This is a genomic window from Paenibacillus sp. PvR133, assembly GCF_017833155.1.
GTDB lineage: Bacteria > Bacillota > Bacilli > Paenibacillales > Paenibacillaceae > Paenibacillus > Paenibacillus polymyxa_B.
In genome coordinates this window covers 4,857,524-4,877,475 of record NZ_JAFIBS010000001.1, presented here as the reverse complement: position 1 = coordinate 4,877,475, position 19,952 = coordinate 4,857,524, and the positions used below count along the sequence as shown (strand labels likewise).

Annotated in this window: 17 protein-coding genes; 9 read left to right on the top strand and 8 right to left on the bottom strand. The window is 45.1% G+C overall.

All coding sequences use genetic code 11. The features are described from left to right. Window positions 1-372 precede the first annotated feature (372 nt). The gene (gene spoVM, locus JOE49_RS21440; RefSeq protein ID WP_010345573.1) at window positions 373-453 is read left to right on the top strand and encodes a stage V sporulation protein SpoVM; all 81 of its coding nucleotides are present in this window, start codon (window positions 373-375) and stop codon (window positions 451-453) included. Between the two features lie 224 nt (window positions 454-677). Here the strand turns inward: spoVM and rpmB are convergent, their stop codons facing one another. After that, window positions 678-866: a 50S ribosomal protein L28 gene (gene rpmB / locus JOE49_RS21435; RefSeq protein ID WP_013310881.1), complete on the bottom strand. Its 189-nt coding sequence runs from the start codon at window positions 864-866 to the stop codon at window positions 678-680. Window positions 867-1,375: 509 nt separating this feature from the next. Here rpmB and JOE49_RS21430 point away from each other — a divergent pair. From JOE49_RS21430 to JOE49_RS21415, 4 genes are all read left to right on the top strand, one after another. After that, window positions 1,376-3,160, top strand: a complete 1,785-nt coding sequence (locus tag JOE49_RS21430; protein WP_209942760.1) for a DAK2 domain-containing protein — start codon at window positions 1,376-1,378, stop codon at window positions 3,158-3,160. Between the two features lie 49 nt (window positions 3,161-3,209). Next, window positions 3,210-4,079, top strand: coding sequence for a DegV family protein (locus JOE49_RS21425; protein WP_209942758.1), 870 nt, complete (start codon window positions 3,210-3,212; stop codon window positions 4,077-4,079). Between the two features lies 1 nt (window position 4,080). Beyond that, window positions 4,081-6,129 carry an ATP-dependent DNA helicase RecG gene (gene recG, locus JOE49_RS21420; protein ID WP_068941514.1) on the top strand — a complete coding sequence of 683 codons (2,049 nt, stop codon included), beginning with the start codon at window positions 4,081-4,083 and terminating at the stop codon, window positions 6,127-6,129. A gap of 111 nt (window positions 6,130-6,240) precedes the next feature. Beyond that, a complete protein-coding gene (locus JOE49_RS21415; RefSeq protein ID WP_013310877.1) occupies window positions 6,241-6,528 on the top strand; it encodes a stage VI sporulation protein F in 288 nt (95 codons plus the stop codon). 149 nt (window positions 6,529-6,677) lie between these two features. Here the strand turns inward: JOE49_RS21415 and JOE49_RS21410 are convergent, their stop codons facing one another. Next, window positions 6,678-7,946, bottom strand: coding sequence for a DNA polymerase IV (locus tag JOE49_RS21410; protein ID WP_209942756.1), 1,269 nt, complete (start codon window positions 7,944-7,946; stop codon window positions 6,678-6,680). Window positions 7,947-8,162: 216 nt separating this feature from the next. On the opposite strand from JOE49_RS21410, the gene JOE49_RS21405 reads away from it, so the two are divergent. Next, window positions 8,163-10,688 (top strand): transglycosylase domain-containing protein, encoded by a 2,526-nt coding sequence (locus JOE49_RS21405; RefSeq protein ID WP_209942754.1) that lies wholly within the window; start codon window positions 8,163-8,165, stop codon window positions 10,686-10,688. A gap of 14 nt (window positions 10,689-10,702) precedes the next feature. On the opposite strand, the gene JOE49_RS21400 is transcribed toward JOE49_RS21405, so the two are convergent. From JOE49_RS21400 to JOE49_RS21385, 4 genes are all read right to left on the bottom strand, one after another. Next, window positions 10,703-11,824: a Ger(x)C family spore germination protein gene (locus tag JOE49_RS21400; RefSeq protein WP_209942753.1), complete on the bottom strand. Its 1,122-nt coding sequence runs from the start codon at window positions 11,822-11,824 to the stop codon at window positions 10,703-10,705. Then, entirely contained in the window at window positions 11,821-12,912 is a 1,092-nt protein-coding gene (locus JOE49_RS21395) for a GerAB/ArcD/ProY family transporter (protein WP_028540571.1), read from the bottom strand. The genes JOE49_RS21400 and JOE49_RS21395 overlap by 4 nt, the downstream gene beginning before the upstream one ends. Next, window positions 12,905-14,368, bottom strand: coding sequence for a spore germination protein (locus JOE49_RS21390; RefSeq protein ID WP_028540572.1), 1,464 nt, complete (start codon window positions 14,366-14,368; stop codon window positions 12,905-12,907). The genes JOE49_RS21395 and JOE49_RS21390 overlap by 8 nt, the downstream gene beginning before the upstream one ends. Before the next feature lie 223 nt (window positions 14,369-14,591). Beyond that, a complete protein-coding gene (locus JOE49_RS21385) occupies window positions 14,592-14,993 on the bottom strand; it encodes a YhjD family protein (protein ID WP_028540573.1) in 402 nt (133 codons plus the stop codon). A gap of 307 nt (window positions 14,994-15,300) precedes the next feature. Between JOE49_RS21385 and JOE49_RS21380 the strand changes: the two genes are divergently transcribed. After that, on the top strand, window positions 15,301-16,191 hold the full coding sequence (locus JOE49_RS21380; RefSeq protein ID WP_160790145.1) for a DMT family transporter: 891 nt from the start codon (window positions 15,301-15,303) through the stop codon (window positions 16,189-16,191). A 462-nt stretch (window positions 16,192-16,653) separates the two neighbouring features. Continuing rightward, the gene (locus JOE49_RS21375; protein ID WP_013310869.1) at window positions 16,654-17,358 is read left to right on the top strand and encodes a YitT family protein; all 705 of its coding nucleotides are present in this window, start codon (window positions 16,654-16,656) and stop codon (window positions 17,356-17,358) included. Window positions 17,359-17,424: 66 nt separating this feature from the next. On the opposite strand, the gene JOE49_RS21370 is transcribed toward JOE49_RS21375, so the two are convergent. After that, window positions 17,425-17,874, bottom strand: coding sequence for a DUF2188 domain-containing protein (locus tag JOE49_RS21370; RefSeq protein ID WP_028540575.1), 450 nt, complete (start codon window positions 17,872-17,874; stop codon window positions 17,425-17,427). 151 nt (window positions 17,875-18,025) lie between these two features. Between JOE49_RS21370 and JOE49_RS21365 the strand changes: the two genes are divergently transcribed. Continuing rightward, window positions 18,026-18,829: a lipid II flippase Amj family protein gene (locus JOE49_RS21365; protein ID WP_076159483.1), complete on the top strand. Its 804-nt coding sequence runs from the start codon at window positions 18,026-18,028 to the stop codon at window positions 18,827-18,829. 105 nt (window positions 18,830-18,934) lie between these two features. On the opposite strand, the gene msrA is transcribed toward JOE49_RS21365, so the two are convergent. Continuing rightward, the gene (gene msrA / locus JOE49_RS21360; protein ID WP_076159486.1) at window positions 18,935-19,906 is read right to left on the bottom strand and encodes a peptide-methionine (S)-S-oxide reductase MsrA; all 972 of its coding nucleotides are present in this window, start codon (window positions 19,904-19,906) and stop codon (window positions 18,935-18,937) included. Window positions 19,907-19,952: the final 46 nt, after the last annotated feature.

Here is a 19,952-nt window from a genome sequence, read left to right as displayed (position 1 = left end):
ATGACTGTAGCGAGCATGGCGACGGGGTTGACCCTTAGCTGTTTCTCGCTAGTGAAGGCTCCTTGGAATGCTGTTCTTTCACTTTTGGCTGTTTTAATTGTACTGTTTTATTTTCGAAAAAATGAACGGCGGGGTTTACGAATAGGTTTTGTGGTGTGCAGCGTACTTTATTATATCCTGTTTATTTTCATACTCTCAGCATATCTCTATGTTCGCGGACTTGTCTGATGGTATAGCCTGGGATGGTTGTGCATAAATATGGTTACATGAGCGGGATTCTCATGTAGCCTTTTTTTTTGTGGGGCAACAACCCTTGACAGGTTGCATAAACTACAGAGAACGGATGCAGGAGGATGATGGGGAGGGTGAGGCATGAAGTTTTACACAATCAAGCTGCCAAAATTTCTGGGTGGATTCGTTAAAGCCATTTTGAATACATTCCAGAAAAACTGAATTCAACGTAATGTAAACACAGGATGTAGGATGAAAGCTGGAGGTACACAGGGCACGCTTCCCGGGCACAACAGATAGGTGGCTCGGCAGTAAAAGATAGGAACGCACGGGAAGGTGCCTGACATTTTGTTCTCCTGAACCAGATGGATATTACTTTTCGAATAACCAAAAAAGCACCCGTTTAAAACGAGGTGCCTTTTGCTTATAACGATATTTTTTTACGACTACACGCGAGTCACTTTACCGGCTTTCAATGCACGAGTGCTGACATAAACGCGTTTCGGTTTACCGTTAACGAGAATGCGAACTTTTTGTACGTTGACGCCCCAAGTACGGCGATTACGGTTGTTAGCGTGAGATACGTGGTTACCGCTGCCAGGCTTTTTGCCTGTTACAGAACATTTACGAGACATGATTCCACCTCCTATTCTGAAAATAACCAAATTCCATATGGAACGGGTCTCTCTTCAGGCCGACTGGGTCAGCCGGACTTTGTAAGTCACTAACCTGAACAAAACAATACTTAAATATAATATCATAGTCAAAAAAGCTCCGTCAACTGATTCAAAAACTTTATTTATTTCTCTTTCGCATTATAGTACAATATGGGATAGTTATTGCTGCGATTATTTTGTATTAAAATGGAATGTGAATTCTTATTCCAGTCATGCCGGCAGTTCAGAGGCGGGACTATAGTCATCATTCCAGCCGATGATTTATTGTTAGGCAGTTGACTGGTTTTTCATTTTATATGACCTGTAGAAGAACGACCAGACGTGAGTACAAAAGCTTACGAAAGTGTGATATTCGTATTCGTCGTCTGGCTTTAGTATAATTCAATTGAACCTGTACGCACAGTTGAATAAGGTGTTGTGAAGGTTGATAGTAAAACAAGTGTATTAAGCTAGGAAGGGGAATTCTCTTGAGTAATCGTTCTTTGAATGGAACAGATTTTACCGCAATGGTTTTAGCCGGGGCGGAACAATTACAGCAGCATGCGGAACATGTCAATTCACTAAATGTATTCCCAGTGCCAGACGGTGATACGGGAACCAACATGAATTTGACGATGAGCGCGGGCGTAACGGAATTAAAGAGGGGGGACTCTTCCTCCATCGGTGTCATGTCCGGCATATTATCCAAAGGTTTGCTGATGGGAGCCCGCGGCAATTCAGGGGTTATCCTGTCTCAGTTGTTTCGTGGCTTCAGCCGTTACGCTGCCCCATACGAGGAATTGAATACCCTTCAGTTCGCATCGGCATTGCAGAGCGGGGTGGATGCGGCCTACAAGGCGGTTGTTAAGCCGGTGGAGGGTACAATTCTTACCGTGGCGAAGGAAGCGGCCAGGCATGCTGTGTTTTTCTCGCGCCGGACGAACGACATCACGGAACTGATGGAAGAAGTGCTTGCCAAAGCGAAGGAAACGCTTGCCATGACGCAGGACATGCTCCCTGTATTGAAGCAAGTAGGAGTTGTAGATTCGGGTGGGCAAGGTCTTGTGTACATTTATGAAGGTTTTATGCAGCATCTTGGAAGCGGCTTGGTGACGTCTTCAACTGCAAAAAGTGATAATGTACGCACGGTTTTTGCTCCTCACGTATCGGAGAGACCTACTGCTACTGCAGTTGTTCCTTCCCCAGATGCGCCGATTTCTGCGCAAGCGAAGCTCGAAACGGATAATATTGAATTTTTGTATGATATGGAGTTTTTTATTAATCGACAATTGGGCGAAGCGCAAGGTACCGATTTTGATGAGGAAGCCTTCCGGAAAGCGTTAGCAGTAGATGGTGATTCTATTATCGTAATTTCAGACGATGATGTCATCAAGGTTCACGTGCATTCTAAGGCTCCTGGTGAAGTGCTGAATTTGGCACTGCGCTACGGAGAAATTACACAGATTCGTATTTTAAATATGCGTGAGCAGCATCGTGATTTGTTGTCTGCGGGTATGGATGTTGCTCCTGAGCCTGAGTGGTTTGCTGAAATACCAACAGAGCCTGCACGTGAGGAAGAGCCGTCTGAGCCCCCCGCTCATGAACTGGCATCCTTTGGTTTTATAGCTGTGGCTTCCGGTGAAGGAATTGCTGATATTTTCAGAAGTTTAGGCGTCGATGTTGTCCTTTCTGGCGGCCAGACAATGAATCCGAGCACAGAGGACTTCGTTAATGCGGCGCGCTCGATTGCGGCTCAACATATTTTTATTCTTCCGAATAATTCCAATATTATTTTGGCGGCAGAACAAGCACGTGAACTGCTAGAGATGGAACGTATGGTGTCGGTTATTCCGAGCAAAACAATTCCTCAGGGGATTGCGGCAGCATTTGCCTTCCAGGAGGAAGAGGCTTTTGAGGTAAATCAGGACAATATGCGTGACGCAGTCACCCGGGTGAAGTCTGGGCAAGTGACCTACGCGGTACGGAATACGACACTGGATGACCTGCATATTACAGCCGGGCACTACATCGGTATTCAGGATTCCAAGATTGTAGCGACCGAGGAACACTTAATGGCAACGTCCCGTCTTTTGCTAGCGAAAATGCTGGTGAATGGCGATGAAATTGTTACGATTCTCACAGGTTCAGACGCGAATCAAGAAGACACAGATCAGCTTGTTGCATGGCTTGAAGAAAATTATGCGGATGCTGAAGTGGAAGTTCATGAAGGTGGTCAGCCGATTTATCCTTATTTGTTCTCAGTGGAAACCTGATGTGCTTTAGCACGCCCATGGAAGTCCACAACAAAAGGAGGTCTGACTGATGAGCAGTCCCATCATTTTGACGGATAGCACGGCTGATATTCCACCGGAATTAGCAGACCGTCTCGGTATAGTTGTTGTACCATTGACAGTGATGTTCGGCAGCACAGCTTACCTGGACGGCATTGAGATGTCAGCATCGCAGTTTTACAGCGAACTAGTACGGGCTGATGAGCTACCTACGACATCACAGCCTTCACCAGCCCGTTTTTTGGAGACATACACGACGCTGTTGGAGCAGTACCCCGAGAGCCAGGTTATCTCTATCCATTTATCCTCGGGTGTGAGCGGAACGTATCAGTCTGCTCTGCTGGGCAAATCCATGCTGGAGAAGCATGAACATAGAGTGACTGTGGTGGATTCCAAATCAGCTTCATACGGATACGGCATGCTAGTGGTTTATGCGGCAGAGCTGGCGGCTGCCGGGCACTCCCCGGCTGATATCGTTCGGGCTGTGGAACGTCGTGGGGAGCGCCGTCGTTTGTATTTCCTGGTGGATACCCTGGAATACTTACAAAAAGGCGGACGTATTGGCAAGGCAGCGGCAATGGTTGGTACGTTACTTAACATTAAGCCGATTCTTTCGATTGACAAAGAAGGCACTATTTATTCGGTTGATAAGGCGAGAGGGCATAAAAAAGCGACAGCACGTATAATTGAACTACTGGAGCGGGATTTAAAAGGCCAAAAAATTAATATTGCTGTGGGTCATACGGCAGATCGCTCAGCGGCAGAAGCGTTCGTGGCTCAGCTGGCAGAGCATTTTGAGCTGGGAGATCGAATATATACTGAACTTGGCGCTGTGATTGGGACCCATGTAGGGCCAGGAACGATTGGCATTTTTGTATGGCCGGCCGGAGATGAGAGGTAATATGCTGCAATTGGATCAAATACCTTTAAAACAAATACATGGCGTGAGTGCTCTCAAAGAGGGAGAGCTTCACGCTTTTGGCATTTCTAACGTACAGGACATGCTGGAATATTATCCGTTTCGGTATGAAGATTACCGACTGCGCTCGCTAAGCGAAGTGAAGGATGGAGATAAGATTACAGTACAGGCCAAAATTATGGGCATTCCGGTGCTTCAGCGTTACGGGCGCAAATCAAGGTTGACTTGTAAATTGATGGCCGAGGATTGGATGTTTACCGCGACGTGGTTTAATCGGCATTTCATGAAGGAGCAGCTAACCTCAGGTCGTGAAATTGTGGTGACTGGTAAATGGGATCTCAAACGGATGCAGATGACTGTTGCAGATTCTGAGTTTCCTGATAAAGGAGTAGCCCGCTCGGGGACACTTCAACCGGTGTACTCTATAGGCGGCAAGATTACGCAAAGCTGGATGCGAAAAACAATGAGCCAGACACTCCAGCAGTTTGGTGAAATGATCCCCGAAATATTGCCTGAGTTGCTTGTGCGTAAATATAGTATGATGCCGCGCAAGCAGGCTATTGCAGGTATACACCAGCCTCAGGACAACCGCGAGGGGCAAGAGGCTCGTCGGCGGATGGTGTATGAGGAGCTATTTTTATTTCAGCTGAAAATGCAGGCATTCCGGGCGCTAAATCGTGGTCGAGCGGACGGGGTGGTACATACCGTGGATAACGCCACGATTCGTGAATTTGTAAGGGCTTTGCCTTTTGAATTAACGGATGCACAGAAGAAGGTAGAGCTTGAAATACTGCACGATCTACGCTCACCTTATTGTATGAACCGTCTGCTTCAGGGAGATGTTGGGTCAGGTAAAACAGTTGTTGCTGCCATCGGTTTATTTGCCACAGTACGTTCCGGTTTTCAGGGAGCGCTGATGGTGCCAACCGAAATATTGGCCGAGCAGCACATGCGATCGCTTCACAAGCTGTTTGAGCCCTTTGGAATCAGTGTGGGCCTACTGACTGGGAGTACAACCGGGAAGAAGCGTAAGGAGCTGCTAGCTGCTCTCCAAATGGGTCTGCTGGACATTGTAGTAGGCACCCATGCTCTCATTCAGGAGGATGTATATTTTCACCAGCTTGGGCTTGTTGTAACGGATGAGCAGCATAGATTCGGAGTGAATCAGCGTAGTGTACTGCGCCGCAAAGGTTATAATCCCGATGTGCTGACGATGACGGCCACACCGATCCCCCGTACGCTGGCCATCACTGCGTTTGGCGATATGGATGTTTCTACGTTGTCAGAGCGGCCGAAGGGGCGTATTCCAATTTCCACCTATTGGGTGAAGCACGAACTGATGGATCGGGTACTTGGTTTTATTTCCCGCGAGGTAGACCAGGGACGGCAGGCTTATCTGATTTGCCCGTTGATTGAAGAGTCGGAGAAGCTGGACGTACAGAATGCCATCGATTTGCATATTCAAATGCAACAGGCTTTTCCACATTACCGCGTTGGGCTATTACATGGACGAATGACTCCCGCAGAAAAGGAAGAAGTTATGCGTTCTTTCTATGCGAATGAGGTTCAGTTGCTCGTTTCAACGACGGTTGTGGAGGTGGGGGTAGACGTCCCAAATGCGACGCTAATGATCATTATGGATGCGGATCGTTTTGGATTATCCCAGTTACATCAATTACGTGGACGAGTCGGACGGGGAGCACATGCCTCGTATTGTGTACTGATCGCTGATCCTAAGTCGGAGGTTGGTCAGGAGCGGATGAAGGTTATGACCGATACGGACGATGGTTTTGAGGTGGCTAGACGCGATCTGGATTTGAGAGGGCCGGGTGACTTTTTTGGCACCAAGCAGAGTGGGCTACCCGAGTTTCGTTTAGCAGATATGGTAGCGGATTTTGAGGTGCTGGAAAAGGCGCGGGAGGATGCAACCGATCTGATTAAGGATTCGTCCTTTTGGACATCTCCGCAGTATGAAGGACTGCGCGGTTATTTGCAAAAAGAACAGATTTTCCAGGGGGACCTCATCGACTAATCCACCATGAATCATGAGGTTGTTCTAAACGTTTTAAACAGATAGGCACAATGGACAGGCTGGCCGTCATATATTTGGGAATGACCGAATGATATGGGAGGTGTGGCAACATTGAGCTATCAGCAATATGGAATCAGTCCGCAACTGGTGGAGCGGATTAAGTTGAAAATGAAGAATCGTGCGCTCAAGGAGCGGGTTAAGCAGCAGATTGAAGGTGTGACTAAAGCGGACCTGCAAAATAAAGCTAAGGTGCGTCATCTTGTGAAGTCCACTTCTGCTATTTTAAACGAGCGTTTGACGGCTGCGCAGGAGGAGCAATTGACCGCCTTCGTATTGGCACAAAAAATTGATCCGTCCAATACATTCCATCTAATCAAGCTGTGGGGAATGTTCCGTTGATTGCTATTTGAAGAGGTGCTTCAAAGCGCTCTCCATGTTTTTTTGTGAAGCACAGATGAAAAAAGGATTGCCTGATATCAGGCGATCCTTTTTGGTTTGTATTAGTTCATTCCCCGGGCAATAGCTAGTGTGTGCTTATCATGAGACTTTTATTTGTAATGACCGCCAATTTTGATAGACCGTTCCATGGCCTGTCCGGCATCTGTTAACGACGATGCGCGCATGATGATGGACTGACCGTACCGATCCTTTAAAGTGTCCGTCACCTTTTCCAAAGCACGGGATCGCTCCTGATCCTCAAAAAAATCCAGCTGATACAGTTGATCATCCACCAATCCGCTTAAAGTAACCCCTGCGCGCTTCACGGGCATATGATTCCAAAAAGTATAAAAGATTTTTTTAACGGTTTCATATACCTTTTGGGTATGGTTTGTAGGATCGGGTATCTTCATTTGTCGGGAGAATCCGATTGGTGCCTCGTAGGGACTGCATATACAATGAACAGTCACAACCGAGCCCATATATCCTTTGCGGCGGGCGTCCCGACACACCTCCTCTGTTAGTTCAAGCAGGATGGTTTCCACTTCCGCAGGCTGGAGATAGTCGCGGGGAAGAGTCATCATATGACCGATGGATTTGGGAGGTGTATTAAATGTTTCCGGCTTGACCGGGCTGTGATCGATCCCGTTAGCAGTTCGCCATATCACCTCTGCCTGAATATCGGACTGCTTGCCGAAATGAGACCGGAATCTATCCTGTAGCCGGGGTAAGGGAGTACGTGCGATATCTCCAATGGTGTGTAGTCCAAGCTTCTCCAAATGCCGTTCCATGCGCGAACCGATGCCGAACATAAGCCGTACTGGCTGAGGCCACAGCAACGCTGCAATATCGGATGTAGGCAACAAGAAAATGCCACTGTCATTTTTTTTAGCCCATATATCTGTTGCGGTTTTAGCTAGCATTTTGTTGGAGCCGATGCCAATTCGAATCCATACTCCTGTTTGTGCCAGTACCTTTTGCTGAATTTCACTTGCAATACTCACCGGATCCCCGAACAGGGAGAGGCTTCCGCTCATATCCAGAAACTGTTCATCAATGCTGAAAACCTCAACCAAATCCGTATATTCATTATAGATTTCTGTTATTTTTAATGAGACATCGATATAATGCTGCATACGTGGGCGTACAATGATAAGGTCAGGACATTTTTTCACCGCTTCTCCCAGACGTTCTGCTGTAGATATACCGTATTTTTTGGCCAGCGGACACGCAGCTAAAATAATGCCTGAACGAAGTGCAGGGTCACCGGCCACAACGAGTGGCTTATGTTGGTATTTGGGATCATCTGCTTTTTCGATGCTGGTATAAAAACTTTGGCAGTCCGATAAGAATATGGTTCTATTTCTGCGTTCCTTCAAAAATCCGACCTCCTCTCCTGATATGTGTGGATCATCCTTCCAAAATATTCTTGAATGTATACTCTTATAGTAGTATTATATACAGAACAAGTGTTCTTAATACAAATGTATTTTTTGGAACGTTACAGTTTACGGAAAACCTAACATGGCGTATCATAATATCTTGAGCAAAAACAAGTGGAAATGAATGAATATTGAGGGGAGAAAACCATTTTTATGAACCCAAAACGTCGACCATCATCTCAAAAACGCAGTAGGTGGCGTATTTTTGGCAGAGTTTTGCTGATTAATATCAAGTGGTTCTCGTTTGCGGGTGTACTTGGAGTGCTGTTTGCTGGAGGTCTTATATCCGGTTATGTGGCGGCACTGGTTCATGATGAACCTGTACGATCACGTCAGTTGATATATGAAAAGGTAAATGAGAACGCTCTGACCAGCTTTGTATTTTTTAATGATCAGGTAACTCCGGTTGGAAGAATGCGCATGGAGGAGGATCGACAGCTCGTTGATCTGAAGGATGTTCCTCAGTCTATTGTGGACGCCCTCATTTCAACGGAAGACAGCCAATTTTATGAGCATCGTGGTGTGGATTTAAAGGGGACAGCTCGTGCCGTTAAGCAGAAGCTTTTGAATGAAAACCGCCAAACAGGCGGCAGCACACTGACGCAGCAGGTAGCCCGAAGGGTTTTTCTCAGTCTGGATAAGACGGACAGTCGCAAGGTGAAGGAAATGCTGCTGGCACTGCGTATGGAGCGGTTTATGGGCAAGGATAAAATATTAACGGCTTACTTAAACAAAATGCCTTTTGGTAATGGTTCCGCTGGTTACAATTTATATGGAATCAAGTCTGCTTCGTTAGGGATTTTCAATGTAAGTGATCTACATAAGCTTCATATTGCTCAGGCGGCTTATTTGGCAGGTCTCCCGCAACTGCCATCTGTTTATTCCGCTTTTGATGGTAAAGGGAACTTCGATGAAGAAGGCTTCAATAAAGCGATGGAGCGCCAACGTGTCGTGTTGGGAAGAATGCTGGCAACAGGTAAACTTACGCTATCCGAATATAACGAGGCGCTTCAATTTGATGTGAAAGCCACTCTTGCGCCACATCGCGAAAAAAGTTATAACACATTCCCTTATTTGATGCTGGAGACAGAGCGGGAAGCCGCCCAATTGTTAGCGCTCCAGCAAAATCCCGATATCACGGCAGCCGAGATTTCCAAGCCTGAGTATGCCGAGCTTCTTCAAAATACGCGAGAAGAGTTGCAACGGTCCGGCTATCGAATTTATACAACGATAAATAAGAAAATTTATAACAATATGCGGCAGATTGCAGCCAATCCACAAAATTTTTCTCCATACAGTAAGAAGAAGGGATTAGAGCAGATTGCAGCAATCATGATTGATCATAAAACAGGGGCTATACTCGGTATGATCGAGGGCAGGGATTTTAATACCGAGCAAATGAACTATGCAACTCAAATGACACGTCAGCCCGGTTCTGCCATGAAGCCTATTGCTGCTTATTTACCTGCTTTGGAAAAGGGCTACACTCAGCCAGCCGGTCTTATTGATGATTCACAAATCATATTGAAAGACGGGCGTAAGGGTTATCATATTCCTAAAAATTATAACAGACGGTACGAGGGGCTTATGACAGCCCGTGAAGCACTCAATCGGTCAATCAACATCCCTGCGCTGAGGCTGTTCTTATATGAAGTTAAAATTCCAAATGCTTGGAATTTTGTGCGTTCTCTTGGAATTACGACGATTCAGCCGCAGGATGAACATGCTCAGACAGGGGTTTTGGGTGGACTAAGCAAAGGGGTATCCGTCGAGGAACTGACCGCAGCATATGGAACGATTCCCAATATGGGTGTATATAATGCACCTCATCTGATCAGCAAAATTACGGATGCCAACGGGAAGATCGTATATGAATTTAAACCGCAGACGAAGCGTGTATATTCGCAACAAACCGCATTTTTGATGACGGATATGCTCAAAACTGTTATATCAGATCCGAGGGGAACTGGTAAACGCCTGCAAAATGCTTTTAAAAGCTATGGTGCCATTGATATCGCCGGTAAAACCGGTACGACACAAAACTTTGGTGATGTGTGGTTTATGGGGTACACACCTGACGTTACACTAGGCGTCTGGGCTGGTTACCGCCAACAGGTTAATACATTATCTCAAGAAGGCCATTCCAGAGCACAGTCAGTGTGGGCACTGACCATGAATGAGGCGGTCAAGGACCAGCCTGAGCTTTTTAAGAATAAGCACTTTATACGGCCGGAAGGTGTTGTAAGAGTTACGGTTTCTAGCCTTACAGGTAAGCTGCCAGGGCGTTATTCCCGTCAATCGGGTCAACTCGTGACTGACTGGTTTAATCAAAAGTATGTGCCTACCGAAGTTGGAAGAGAACAGCTTCCACGTTCTGCTAGACCAGTGGTCCCGTCCAAACCAGATATCAAGGAACAAGAAGTCCCTGAGGTTGAGGTACCTGCAATAGATCAAGAGAAAATTCCACCAGAGGAAACGGATCCTACTGTTCCTGACGTAGACACAGAGATAGATATGCCTGATGAGAATAAAGATTTGCCATCTACAGATACTCCGCAACCTTCTGTTGAGAACGAGCAGGTGACTCCTTCTGAATCACAAAGCCAGAGTGAGACTCCAAAAACCAAATCTGACGAAGTTATTTATCCTGAAATAATACCTGATCAACCCAAAAACTAAACGACAGGAACGGCCTAGTTTAAAATGCCGTTCCCGACAATGTCTACAGTGACCTGCGGATGAAAACGGACATTGGGGTATTCTTTATTCCAATCCACACTTTTCCATACTGCTGGATAATGAGCGATCAACTGTCTGCCTACGCCAAAGGCATCACATCCATTTTTCTGAAGTGTACGGATAATTTGTTCCGCATCCTGGGTCATGATTTCGGAAAGTTGACGGTTCAGATGCTGTACGTTAGCTTTATCTTGAAGATGGTTTCGTGCATATTCAACAATATCGACAGGCAATTTTAGGTTAAGCTCCACATCAATCTGTCCATCGCGCTGAACGTTCACTTTAAGGCTACGTTTGACATTCTGGATTTTAGCCTGATACGTAATAAAGTTTTGCACATCACCGACAGGTCCTGGATGTATCCTTTTTACAAAGCGAGCTGTGTTTTTCCACTTTCCAGTCATTAAGACATATAAAACACCTTGCTCACTACTTAGGCTTCCTGTGAATTTTTGTCCGTGAAATAAGGCAATTCCACGTGCTGTAATATCTTCTCCTTCTTTGGAAAGATAGGGGAGTACAAAATCTTGACCCGGATCAAGCATTGGGGGGAGCAGTGTCTCCAGTGTCATTTCCGGGAACATACACATTTCCTCAAGGCTTCTGATTTTTTTGGTTATAAATTCGCCAATCAAGAGGTTACCTATGCTTTTTTGATCTATTATTTCTCCAGCTAATCCATCTACAATAGCTACCTTGACATGGGAAGTCGGATGGTCAGGCTCACGATACAGCACATCCAGATAGGGATATAAATCTTTTCGGGCCAAGCTTGTACCGTACAAAATAACTCCGTATTTGAAAAAGCGGATATCCCCGGTTACTTTGGCTCGGATTTTGTCTGTACTTTGCCGAACGGAGTGGCCGGTGCCTGAATGAATTTCATTGGTGCTTTTACCTTGATTGCTTTGAGAATCGTCTACAACCTCTAGCGTTTGCAACAACATGCCTTCAGGAGTGAGATCATAAGCCGATGCATTTGCCAATCGGGCATCCTTCAAATTGTCCTGATCCCAGCAGCCTGTTATAAAAATGAGTAGAGTTAGCATTCCAAGCGCTCTGCTCTTTTTTTTCATGTTTCAGGTCCCTCCTTTTTTTTGAAGAGATAGGATAGGATCAGCAGCAGAAAAGGGAACACAATTAGGAAAAAATAAGCAGAATTATTGGCTATGGAACCAATAAGCTCGAAATCTTCTCTTCGTTGAGGCAAATAGGCAATACAACATGAGGCGAGCACAACAAAGGGAACCGCCTTTTTGTGACTTTTTTGCTTGAATAGATAGCTTATTCCGTAAGACGCCGCATAATAATATCCACTTATAGCGCCAAAGATCGAAATGAGCCAAATCGGCAGAAAAATAAAATCGACCCGATCCATCGTCCCCAGTGGAATGGATCTGAGCAAATAAATGACTGGCTCCGGCATTAATTCAAGCTGTTGGGGACTGAATACGGTTGTACAGGTAAATACGGTAAAACAATACAATAGTACCACGATCGCGTTAGCTGCCAGAATTGACTTGAGCTTGCTTGTACTTTTGCCCTCAACCATGGGAAAGACGACAAGAATGAACTCAAAACCAAACATCGCTAGGAGCGTTTCTTTTGAACCGACAATAATACGGGGCCATCCCGCCTCAGTCAGAGGTAGCAGATAAAGCGGGTTGGACTGCTTTATACCATAGCTAATTAACAGCATCATGGGAAAAATCAGAAATGAAATTAAAACAAGTACTCGGGCAATCGTTCTTAAATTTTCGCGAACCAGATATATGCTACTGAACAAAAACAGGGCAAGTATAGCCCAACGGGGAGTATATTGCAGCATCCAGCGATTAATGACGTCATAAGCGTTCACAAGAACCGAGGTACCCATGAGCAGATAGTAAGCAATGTAAGCCACAGTCAATCCTTTTCCAATCCAGGAACCAGTAATCTGGGTTAATATTTGATAAATCGAAGAGGAGGGAAAACGTCTTAGCAGGAGCCAGCACATCAAAATAATGAGTTGAATCAAAAGGCCACCAATAATGACAGATATCCAACCCCCTCCTTTAGCTGAAAGGTGCATCTGATAGGGAAGTGACAAAATATCTACGCCAATCTCAAACTTAATGATGAGAAAAAACAGTTGACCCGATGCAATGGTACTTTCTTTATTCACGTCTTTTCCAGCTCCTAGAGTCGTTCTGCTGCTTCAATTTTTGGGCTTGGGAATCATATGGTCGCTGATGGAATGTCCAAATCGGAAAGCGGATAAAAACATCTTTCATATCACCGAGCCGGAATGGTGCAAGAGGAGCAAAGTAGGGCGTACCAAAGGTCTCAAGCTTGCAAAGGTGGATAGTAAGAAAAAGTAAACCGAAAGCAATGCCAATGTATCCAAACAAGGCTGCAGCAATCATCATCGGAAAACGAAGGATACGAACCGCTGAGCTCATTTCATGAGAAGGCACTAAAAAAGAAGAAATGGCTGTTAACGAGACGACGATGATCATCGTATACGACACGAGACCAGCCCGAACGATAGCATCTCCGATGACGAGACCGCCAACGATTCCAATAGTTTGGCCAACCCGACTGGGTAGACGAACCCCGGCTTCTCGTAGCACCTCAAAGATCAATTCAAGCAGCATAGCCTCCACAATCGCTGGGAATGGAACATTTTCCAGTGATTTTTTGATGGTATGCGCCAGCTCTAATGGCAAAATAGCTGGATGAAAAGCAATCGTCGCAATGTAAATGGCAGGTAGCGTAAAAGCGATCAAAAAGCTCATCATTCGAATCGTTCTTAGAAATGAACTAATAATCCAACGACCGTGATAATCATCTGGGCTTTGGTAAAATGCAAAAAAAGAGACGGGAGCTATTAGAGCAGTTGGGCTACCTTCAGCCAAAATCGCTATGCGTCCCTCCATTAGATTGGCGGTCACACGATCCGGTCGTTCCGTGCTGAGTTGTTGAGGGAAGAGGGAAAAAGGGTTGTCCTCAATAAACTCTTGAATAAAACCGGGGGGGAGCACCATATCGGAGGAGATCGCTTTAATTCTCGTTTTCACTGCTTCCACTAGCTCAGGATTAGCCAAGTCTTGAACATAGACAATAGCGATTTTAGTCCGGGTTTTAGATCCCACATAAAAGTAGCGTACAACCAGTGACGGTGTGACAATTTGTTTGCGAATCAGATTCAGATTGATGGATAACTGCTCAATGAATCCATTGTGCGGTCCGCGAATAATCCCTTCGTTTTCTGGTTCGTCCGTACTGCGAGCATACGTTTTTTCGGAAGAAAGGATAAAAAATTCCTCCGCTCCATTTATCATAAAAATGCAATATCCCTGAATAAGCGAATCAGCAGCATTTTGAAGGTCGGTGTCTTTTTGACTGCTTAAGGTAGTGAACATTTGATGAGAGACTGCATCGGTTTTCTCATATAAGGCACTCAGGATATGAGTTTGAATCATCTCCTGATCTACGAGCGAATCAATATAGAGCAGCATACCGTCTTTGCCGTCAACGGAAATCGCCTGCTTTTTTAAATCATCCGTATAAAAAAGGGCTTGCTCAATAAAGGAAACATTCCTACTTAATTCAACGGAAGCTGCGTCATGTCCAGCCAAGAGAGCACCTCCTTTTTGGATGAGATAGGCATAATGTGAGTCAAATGGATTGAGTTTATCCATGATATGGTGACTTATCCATTCTCGAATCACCTTCACTTCACGTAACGCAATAGTTTTATACTAGAATTTAATTTAGGTTGATAAATGGGAGGTGGGTTGGTTATTTTGCAGGGAATGAAAATTAATCGTGCAAGAACTAGGGACGAGATTACAAGGGGGCTTAATCTTGGGTGGGGTCAATTCCCAGATAATGTCCCAGTTTCCGTCGGACCTCGCTGCGGGCAAAGGATGAAAGCATGAAAAAACGCCTTTGATAGCCGCGGCATACATACAAAACCTCTACGCCTTCATGATTTCGGATTTCGCTGTATATTTTAACCCCTAGTGTTTTCATTCGCGCCTTTGTCTCTGCTAATTGAACAGCTACGCGCTGTTGTACTCCAGTCAGGCTACGAACATACAAATCGGGCATTTTTAGAGGAGAGGTATTTATAATACGAATGTCTCGTTCCAGCACATCCAGCACAAGAGTTAGAAGTACACAGATCTTGATCAGCCCTGCGTCTTCTTCAGAAGGCAAAGGAGCTTTATTCTTGTGGTTTAGTGTCTTTTGGTTTGGCATAAAAATCTCCTTTACTCCGAGTAAGAATACAATATATAATCAGTATATAGAACATACGTTCTGTTTATACCTCCCTCATCATAGGAATTTTTCCATTACTAAAGCAATCATCAATTATTGGAAAAGTGGTAGGGAGCGATATCCTATGTGCCATTGTGTAAAGAATTCATGCGTTTATCGCCAATGACAGTCAAACAGAGTTTATGTTAAGCTATTGGATAAAAACTTACATAAAAGGGGAGATCGTTCTGGCTGCGGTCAGCCTTTACTATTTAACTTAAGAAAGTGGAGAAAGAAGGTATACATATTGTCACGTTCGTTATATGCAGCTTTATTATTGTTGAGCCTCATTTGGGGCGGTTCGTTTATGTTTATCAAGGTGTTGTTGCTACATCAAGTAGGGCCGTGGACGATTGTATTTCTCAGATCCAGCTTTGGATTTATTTTTATCGTCTTATTAATGCTACTTATGCGCAGGCCGTTTGAAATCAAAAGCATTCCGTGGAAATCGGTTATTCTGGTAGCTTTGGTCAACATGGTTTTGCCATGGACATTGATCGGTTTTAGCGAGACCAGAATAGCTAGCAGCATGGCTTCTGTATTGAATGCCACCACGCCAATATGGACCATGTTGGTGGGGCTTGTTTTTTTCGGGGCTATTTTTCATCGAATGCAGTGGTTAGGAATGGGTCTCGCTTTTGTAGGAATCATTATTTTATTGGGTATTAATCCTGCATCTATTATTTCTGTTGATCCTGTGGGTTTTGGATGTATGCTGCTTGCGACTCTCTGCTACGGATTTGGAACACAGCTCTCCAAACGTTTTCTCTCCAATCTTTCCATGTATCAGGCTACCTTTGCGACACTGTTTGGTGCTGCGGTAGGGGGTGGCATTATGATGGCAATTGTGGAGAGACCTGATTTGTCGATTGTTTCTGACCCAGGTGTATTGGGTTCTCTTATAGGACTGGGAGTTTTGGGATCAGGAGTTGCATATATTTTGTTCAACTACATGATTTTGCGGGGGAGTGCGGAATTTGCTTCTTCGGTGACGTATTTTGTACCAGTAAGTGCCATTGTATGGGGCTTTTTGCTCCTGAATGAACATATCGGCTGGAACGTTCTGACCGGGCTGGTCCTTATACTTGGAGGCGTGTTTATGGCCAACCAGCGTAGAACCGCCAAATTAAGTGGATAATAATCTAAACAGAAATAAAATACGCTTTGGTTATTATATTAAATGTGCATTCGCCAAACCTTCGGTATAATGCGTTAATTCGCACATACAATAAAGCATGCTCACACATAAAATAAAATATGGTGCAGCAAAAAAGCAAGCTGTTTAGCAGGTGACAAGGTGTGGTATAATAAATTATAGAATTATATGCACCACAGAAATGTCGGAGTTTTATTCCACAAAAGAAAGGATCAGGATACCATGTGTCCCCGAAGGATACTTCCCCAAAGGACGATTTGGAAACGATTTGATCTGTCTTATACTTAGCTTTTCCGCGGAGTAACGTCAAGTTGCGAAAACCAACTCTGCGGAAGAGGGGATTGTACATGCGAAGGACCAAGTCCTCCAGGCACATCTTACCCGGTAGCTTCCGTAAGAGTGGGTTCATCCACATCAAACTTACGAGAAACCGAGGGAGCCTGTATGAGGAAAACTTACGAATCTATCGTGAACAATGGAGCATTGAGACAGATTGCTGTCATGTTGCTCGGAACATGCATTTTAGCTTTTACGTACTATCACATTAATGCTCAAAATCATTTGTCAGAAGGCGGCTTTGCAGGCTTAGCCCTGCTGGGACATTACGCATTTGGCATATCTCCAGCATGGAGTATGTTGTTGCTTGATATTCCCGTCATATTGCTGGCATGGGTACTGAAGGGCAGAAGATTTATGCTGCTTGCGTTAATCGGAGCCGTTGCTTTTTCACTGTTTTATGCAGGATTTGAGAAGTATTCGACTTTGGTTATAGATCTACATGGAAATCTGCTGATAGCTGCTCTACTTTGTGGGGTGCTTACAGGTTTGGGAGCCGGAATCGTACTGCGATTCGGTGGAGCAACCGGGGGCGATGATATCCTATCTCTGCTGATCAGTGAGTGGCGCGGGTGGAAAATCGGCAACGTGTTTATTGTCAGTGACATCATCGTACTGGGATTATCATTGTTGTATCTGCCTATGAAGGAAACAATGTTTACAATACTGGCTGTGTGGCTTGCCGGAAAAATAATTACATGGACGACCACGTTCCAACTGCACCGACCTGTGAAAAAGGTACTGCCAGCGGCTATTCCCGCTAAAAAGGTGGTTGCCAAAACAGTGCCGGTCGTCCACAGCCTTCGTCAATAAGGAAAGGGTGTTACGTCAGGAGAGTAATCTTCTTACGTAACACCCTTTCGCTGTATTCAGCTTCTATCAGGAAGGCTTTAAAGTTGAATGAATGCGTCCATTCCGGTCATGAATAATTGCAGAGATCTGTTGGCGTTCTACAAAACTTTGAGCTTCGTCAATCGCCTCATTTTTGTGTTTAAAGGTTGAAATGGGCTGGTTGTGTCCCTCTTCTTTGATTGCCCAGTGATCCTCGTGCGGCACCACATGAATGGGTTCCTTTGCATCGGAAGAAGCGGAATGATGGTTGTGCAGATTTTCGCTCGAATGCTGTTTTTCATGTTTTGTCGGTTTCTCATCTTGCTCGGCTGGATGATTATCGTTCCATTCCTCGGCTTGGGAAGTGGCAATCGCAATCGAGCGCCCTTCTTCATAGCCGTCATGGAGTAGGGCGTTAGCAATATCGACGGCTTTTTCTCGCACACGAGGCTCCAGGTTTTTCATGGATGGAGGGTAATCATGTTTGTTCCAAGGCATAGTTGAACACTCCTTATAACAGATGATGTATTATGTATTACCCGTTGTCGGCTTAAACAAACGGAAATCAAAGAAATGAATATATTGTAAAATGTATCTTGAGAAAAAGCGTATAATGGTGTGCAGAATACCAGAAAAAGGAGTGAAGTATTTGCTTGCCTGGGGTTTTGTTTTTTTGCTGACTATCATCATTCATACTACAGATAGCTTGTCCTATGCTCTTCGACTTGGTGGTTTGCGAGCGCGTCGGATTGGATTGGCGTTAACCGTTGCGGGGATGCTGCTGTTGGTTTCACGCACCTCTAACATGGTGCAGGGGCCTTTACTTGGAGGGATGGTCGATCAGGCTAAAGCTGCAACACAAGTGGGCGGAACGGATATTAGACTGGAACTATATATGCATGGGGTACTGCTGGCAGCAACCGTTGGAACCATGCTTGCTATATTACTGTATCCAACAGTGGTACGCATGTCAGCCAGATGGATTGTGCATTTGGAGCATACCGGATCTATTCCGGCTTTGGTGCGTCATTTAATGCTGCGAAGTCGCTGGAAACATGCAGGCTACTACATAAAGCGCCCCACCTGGTCAATGCTTACTTCACTGATTAGTGGAGCGATACCCAAGCGTCTAATTATTCTGAATATAGCTGTCACTGCGATTTATACAACAGGAGTAGTATCTGCTTTATATGCATCATTCCTGTGGCCTGCTCAAGGTACAGCAATGTCAATGTCGTCAGGTCTAATCAATGGCGTCGCAACGGTATTATTAACCTTGTTAATTGATCCAAGATTGGCGGTTCTGTCGGAGAAAACGCTACGAGGGGAGCTACCCTTAACTCGGATGAACAGCATGTACGGCTGGATGATCATCTCGCGCTTGGCAGGTACTTTATTAGCCCAGCTATTGCTAGTACCGCTAGCCATTTGGCTTGGATGGGTAATGAGTTAAATGGCTAGCTTACGTAATGATGTGCTGCCACATCCAAAAAAAGGCTGGCCCGTGATCATCTATTAAAGATAGATCGCGGGTCAGCCCCAATGATTCCATGGCTATTTACTGTTCAAATAATGACTTATATGCTCCGTATCCTTCACGTTCCAAGTCTTCTTGAGGCACAAAGCGGAGCGCGGCGGAATTTATGCAATAACGCAAACCATCTGGACCAGGACCATCATCGAATACATGCCCTAAATGGGAGTCAGCTTCACGACTTCGCACCTCGGTACGGATCATAAAATGGCTGAGATCAGTTTTTTCTTTGACATTGTAGCTGCGCAACGGACGGGTAAAGCTGGGCCAACCGCAACCTGCGTCATATTTGTCCAATGAACTGAACAAAGGCTCTCCTGATACGATATCCACGTAAATGCCTTCACCCTCATGATCCCAAAACTCATTTTGAAAAGGGCGCTCGGTCGCGTTTTTTTGTGTTACTTCGTATTGAATAGGCGTCAGCCGATCTTTAAGATCGGATTTATCAATCTTGCCGGACCAATTTTGCTCGATAAAATCTTCACGTCCCGAACCTTTGCGGTAGCGCTTGTAATGAGCGGGGTTCTTCTTATGATAGTCCTGATGATATTCTTCTGCTTCATAAAAAGTGGCCGCAGGCAGGATCGGTGTAGCAATGGGCTTGTCGAAGCGGCCACTTTGAGCCAAAGCTTCTTTAGACGCTTCTGCCTTGATTCGTTGCTCTTCATTATGATAGAAAATAGCCGTTTGGTAGGATGAACCCCTATCGTGGAACTGTCCACCTTCATCCGTCGGATCAATCTGCTGCCAGAATAGCTCCAACAGTTTTTCATACGGGAAAACTTGTGGGTCAAATGTAATCTGTACGGCTTCCACATGCCCCGTTGTTTCAGAACACACCTCTTCATAGGTAGGATTTTCGGTATGTCCCCCTGTGTATCCAGATCTAACCTTCAAAATACCGGGTAATTCCTCAAAAGGGGAAACCATGCACCAGAAGCAGCCACCTGCAAAAGTTGCTTTTTCTACTGTGTGTGGATTGTTGGTGCTCATATTTGTCACTCCAATCTGAGAATGTTTAATTAGTTGTTATTTAAAT

Excerpts from the sequence above, each read along its gene's own strand:
- recG (WP_068941514.1), top strand. The coding sequence starts at position 4,081 with ATGCTGCAATTGGATCAAATACCTTTAAAACAAATACATGGCGTGAGT.
- JOE49_RS21375 (WP_013310869.1), top strand. The coding sequence starts at position 16,654 with ATGAGGAAAACTTACGAATCTATCGTGAACAATGGAGCATTGAGACAG.
- JOE49_RS21405 (WP_209942754.1), top strand. The coding sequence starts at position 8,163 with ATGAACCCAAAACGTCGACCATCATCTCAAAAACGCAGTAGGTGGCGT.
- JOE49_RS21400 (WP_209942753.1), bottom strand. The coding sequence starts at position 11,824 with ATGAAAAAAAAGAGCAGAGCGCTTGGAATGCTAACTCTACTCATTTTT.
- JOE49_RS21385 (WP_028540573.1), bottom strand. The coding sequence starts at position 14,993 with ATGCCAAACCAAAAGACACTAAACCACAAGAATAAAGCTCCTTTGCCT.
- rpmB (WP_013310881.1), bottom strand. The coding sequence starts at position 866 with ATGTCTCGTAAATGTTCTGTAACAGGCAAAAAGCCTGGCAGCGGTAAC.
- spoVM (WP_010345573.1), top strand. The coding sequence starts at position 373 with ATGAAGTTTTACACAATCAAGCTGCCAAAATTTCTGGGTGGATTCGTT.
- JOE49_RS21425 (WP_209942758.1), top strand. The coding sequence starts at position 3,210 with ATGAGCAGTCCCATCATTTTGACGGATAGCACGGCTGATATTCCACCG.
- msrA (WP_076159486.1), bottom strand. The coding sequence starts at position 19,906 with ATGAGCACCAACAATCCACACACAGTAGAAAAAGCAACTTTTGCAGGT.
- JOE49_RS21370 (WP_028540575.1), bottom strand. The coding sequence starts at position 17,874 with ATGCCTTGGAACAAACATGATTACCCTCCATCCATGAAAAACCTGGAG.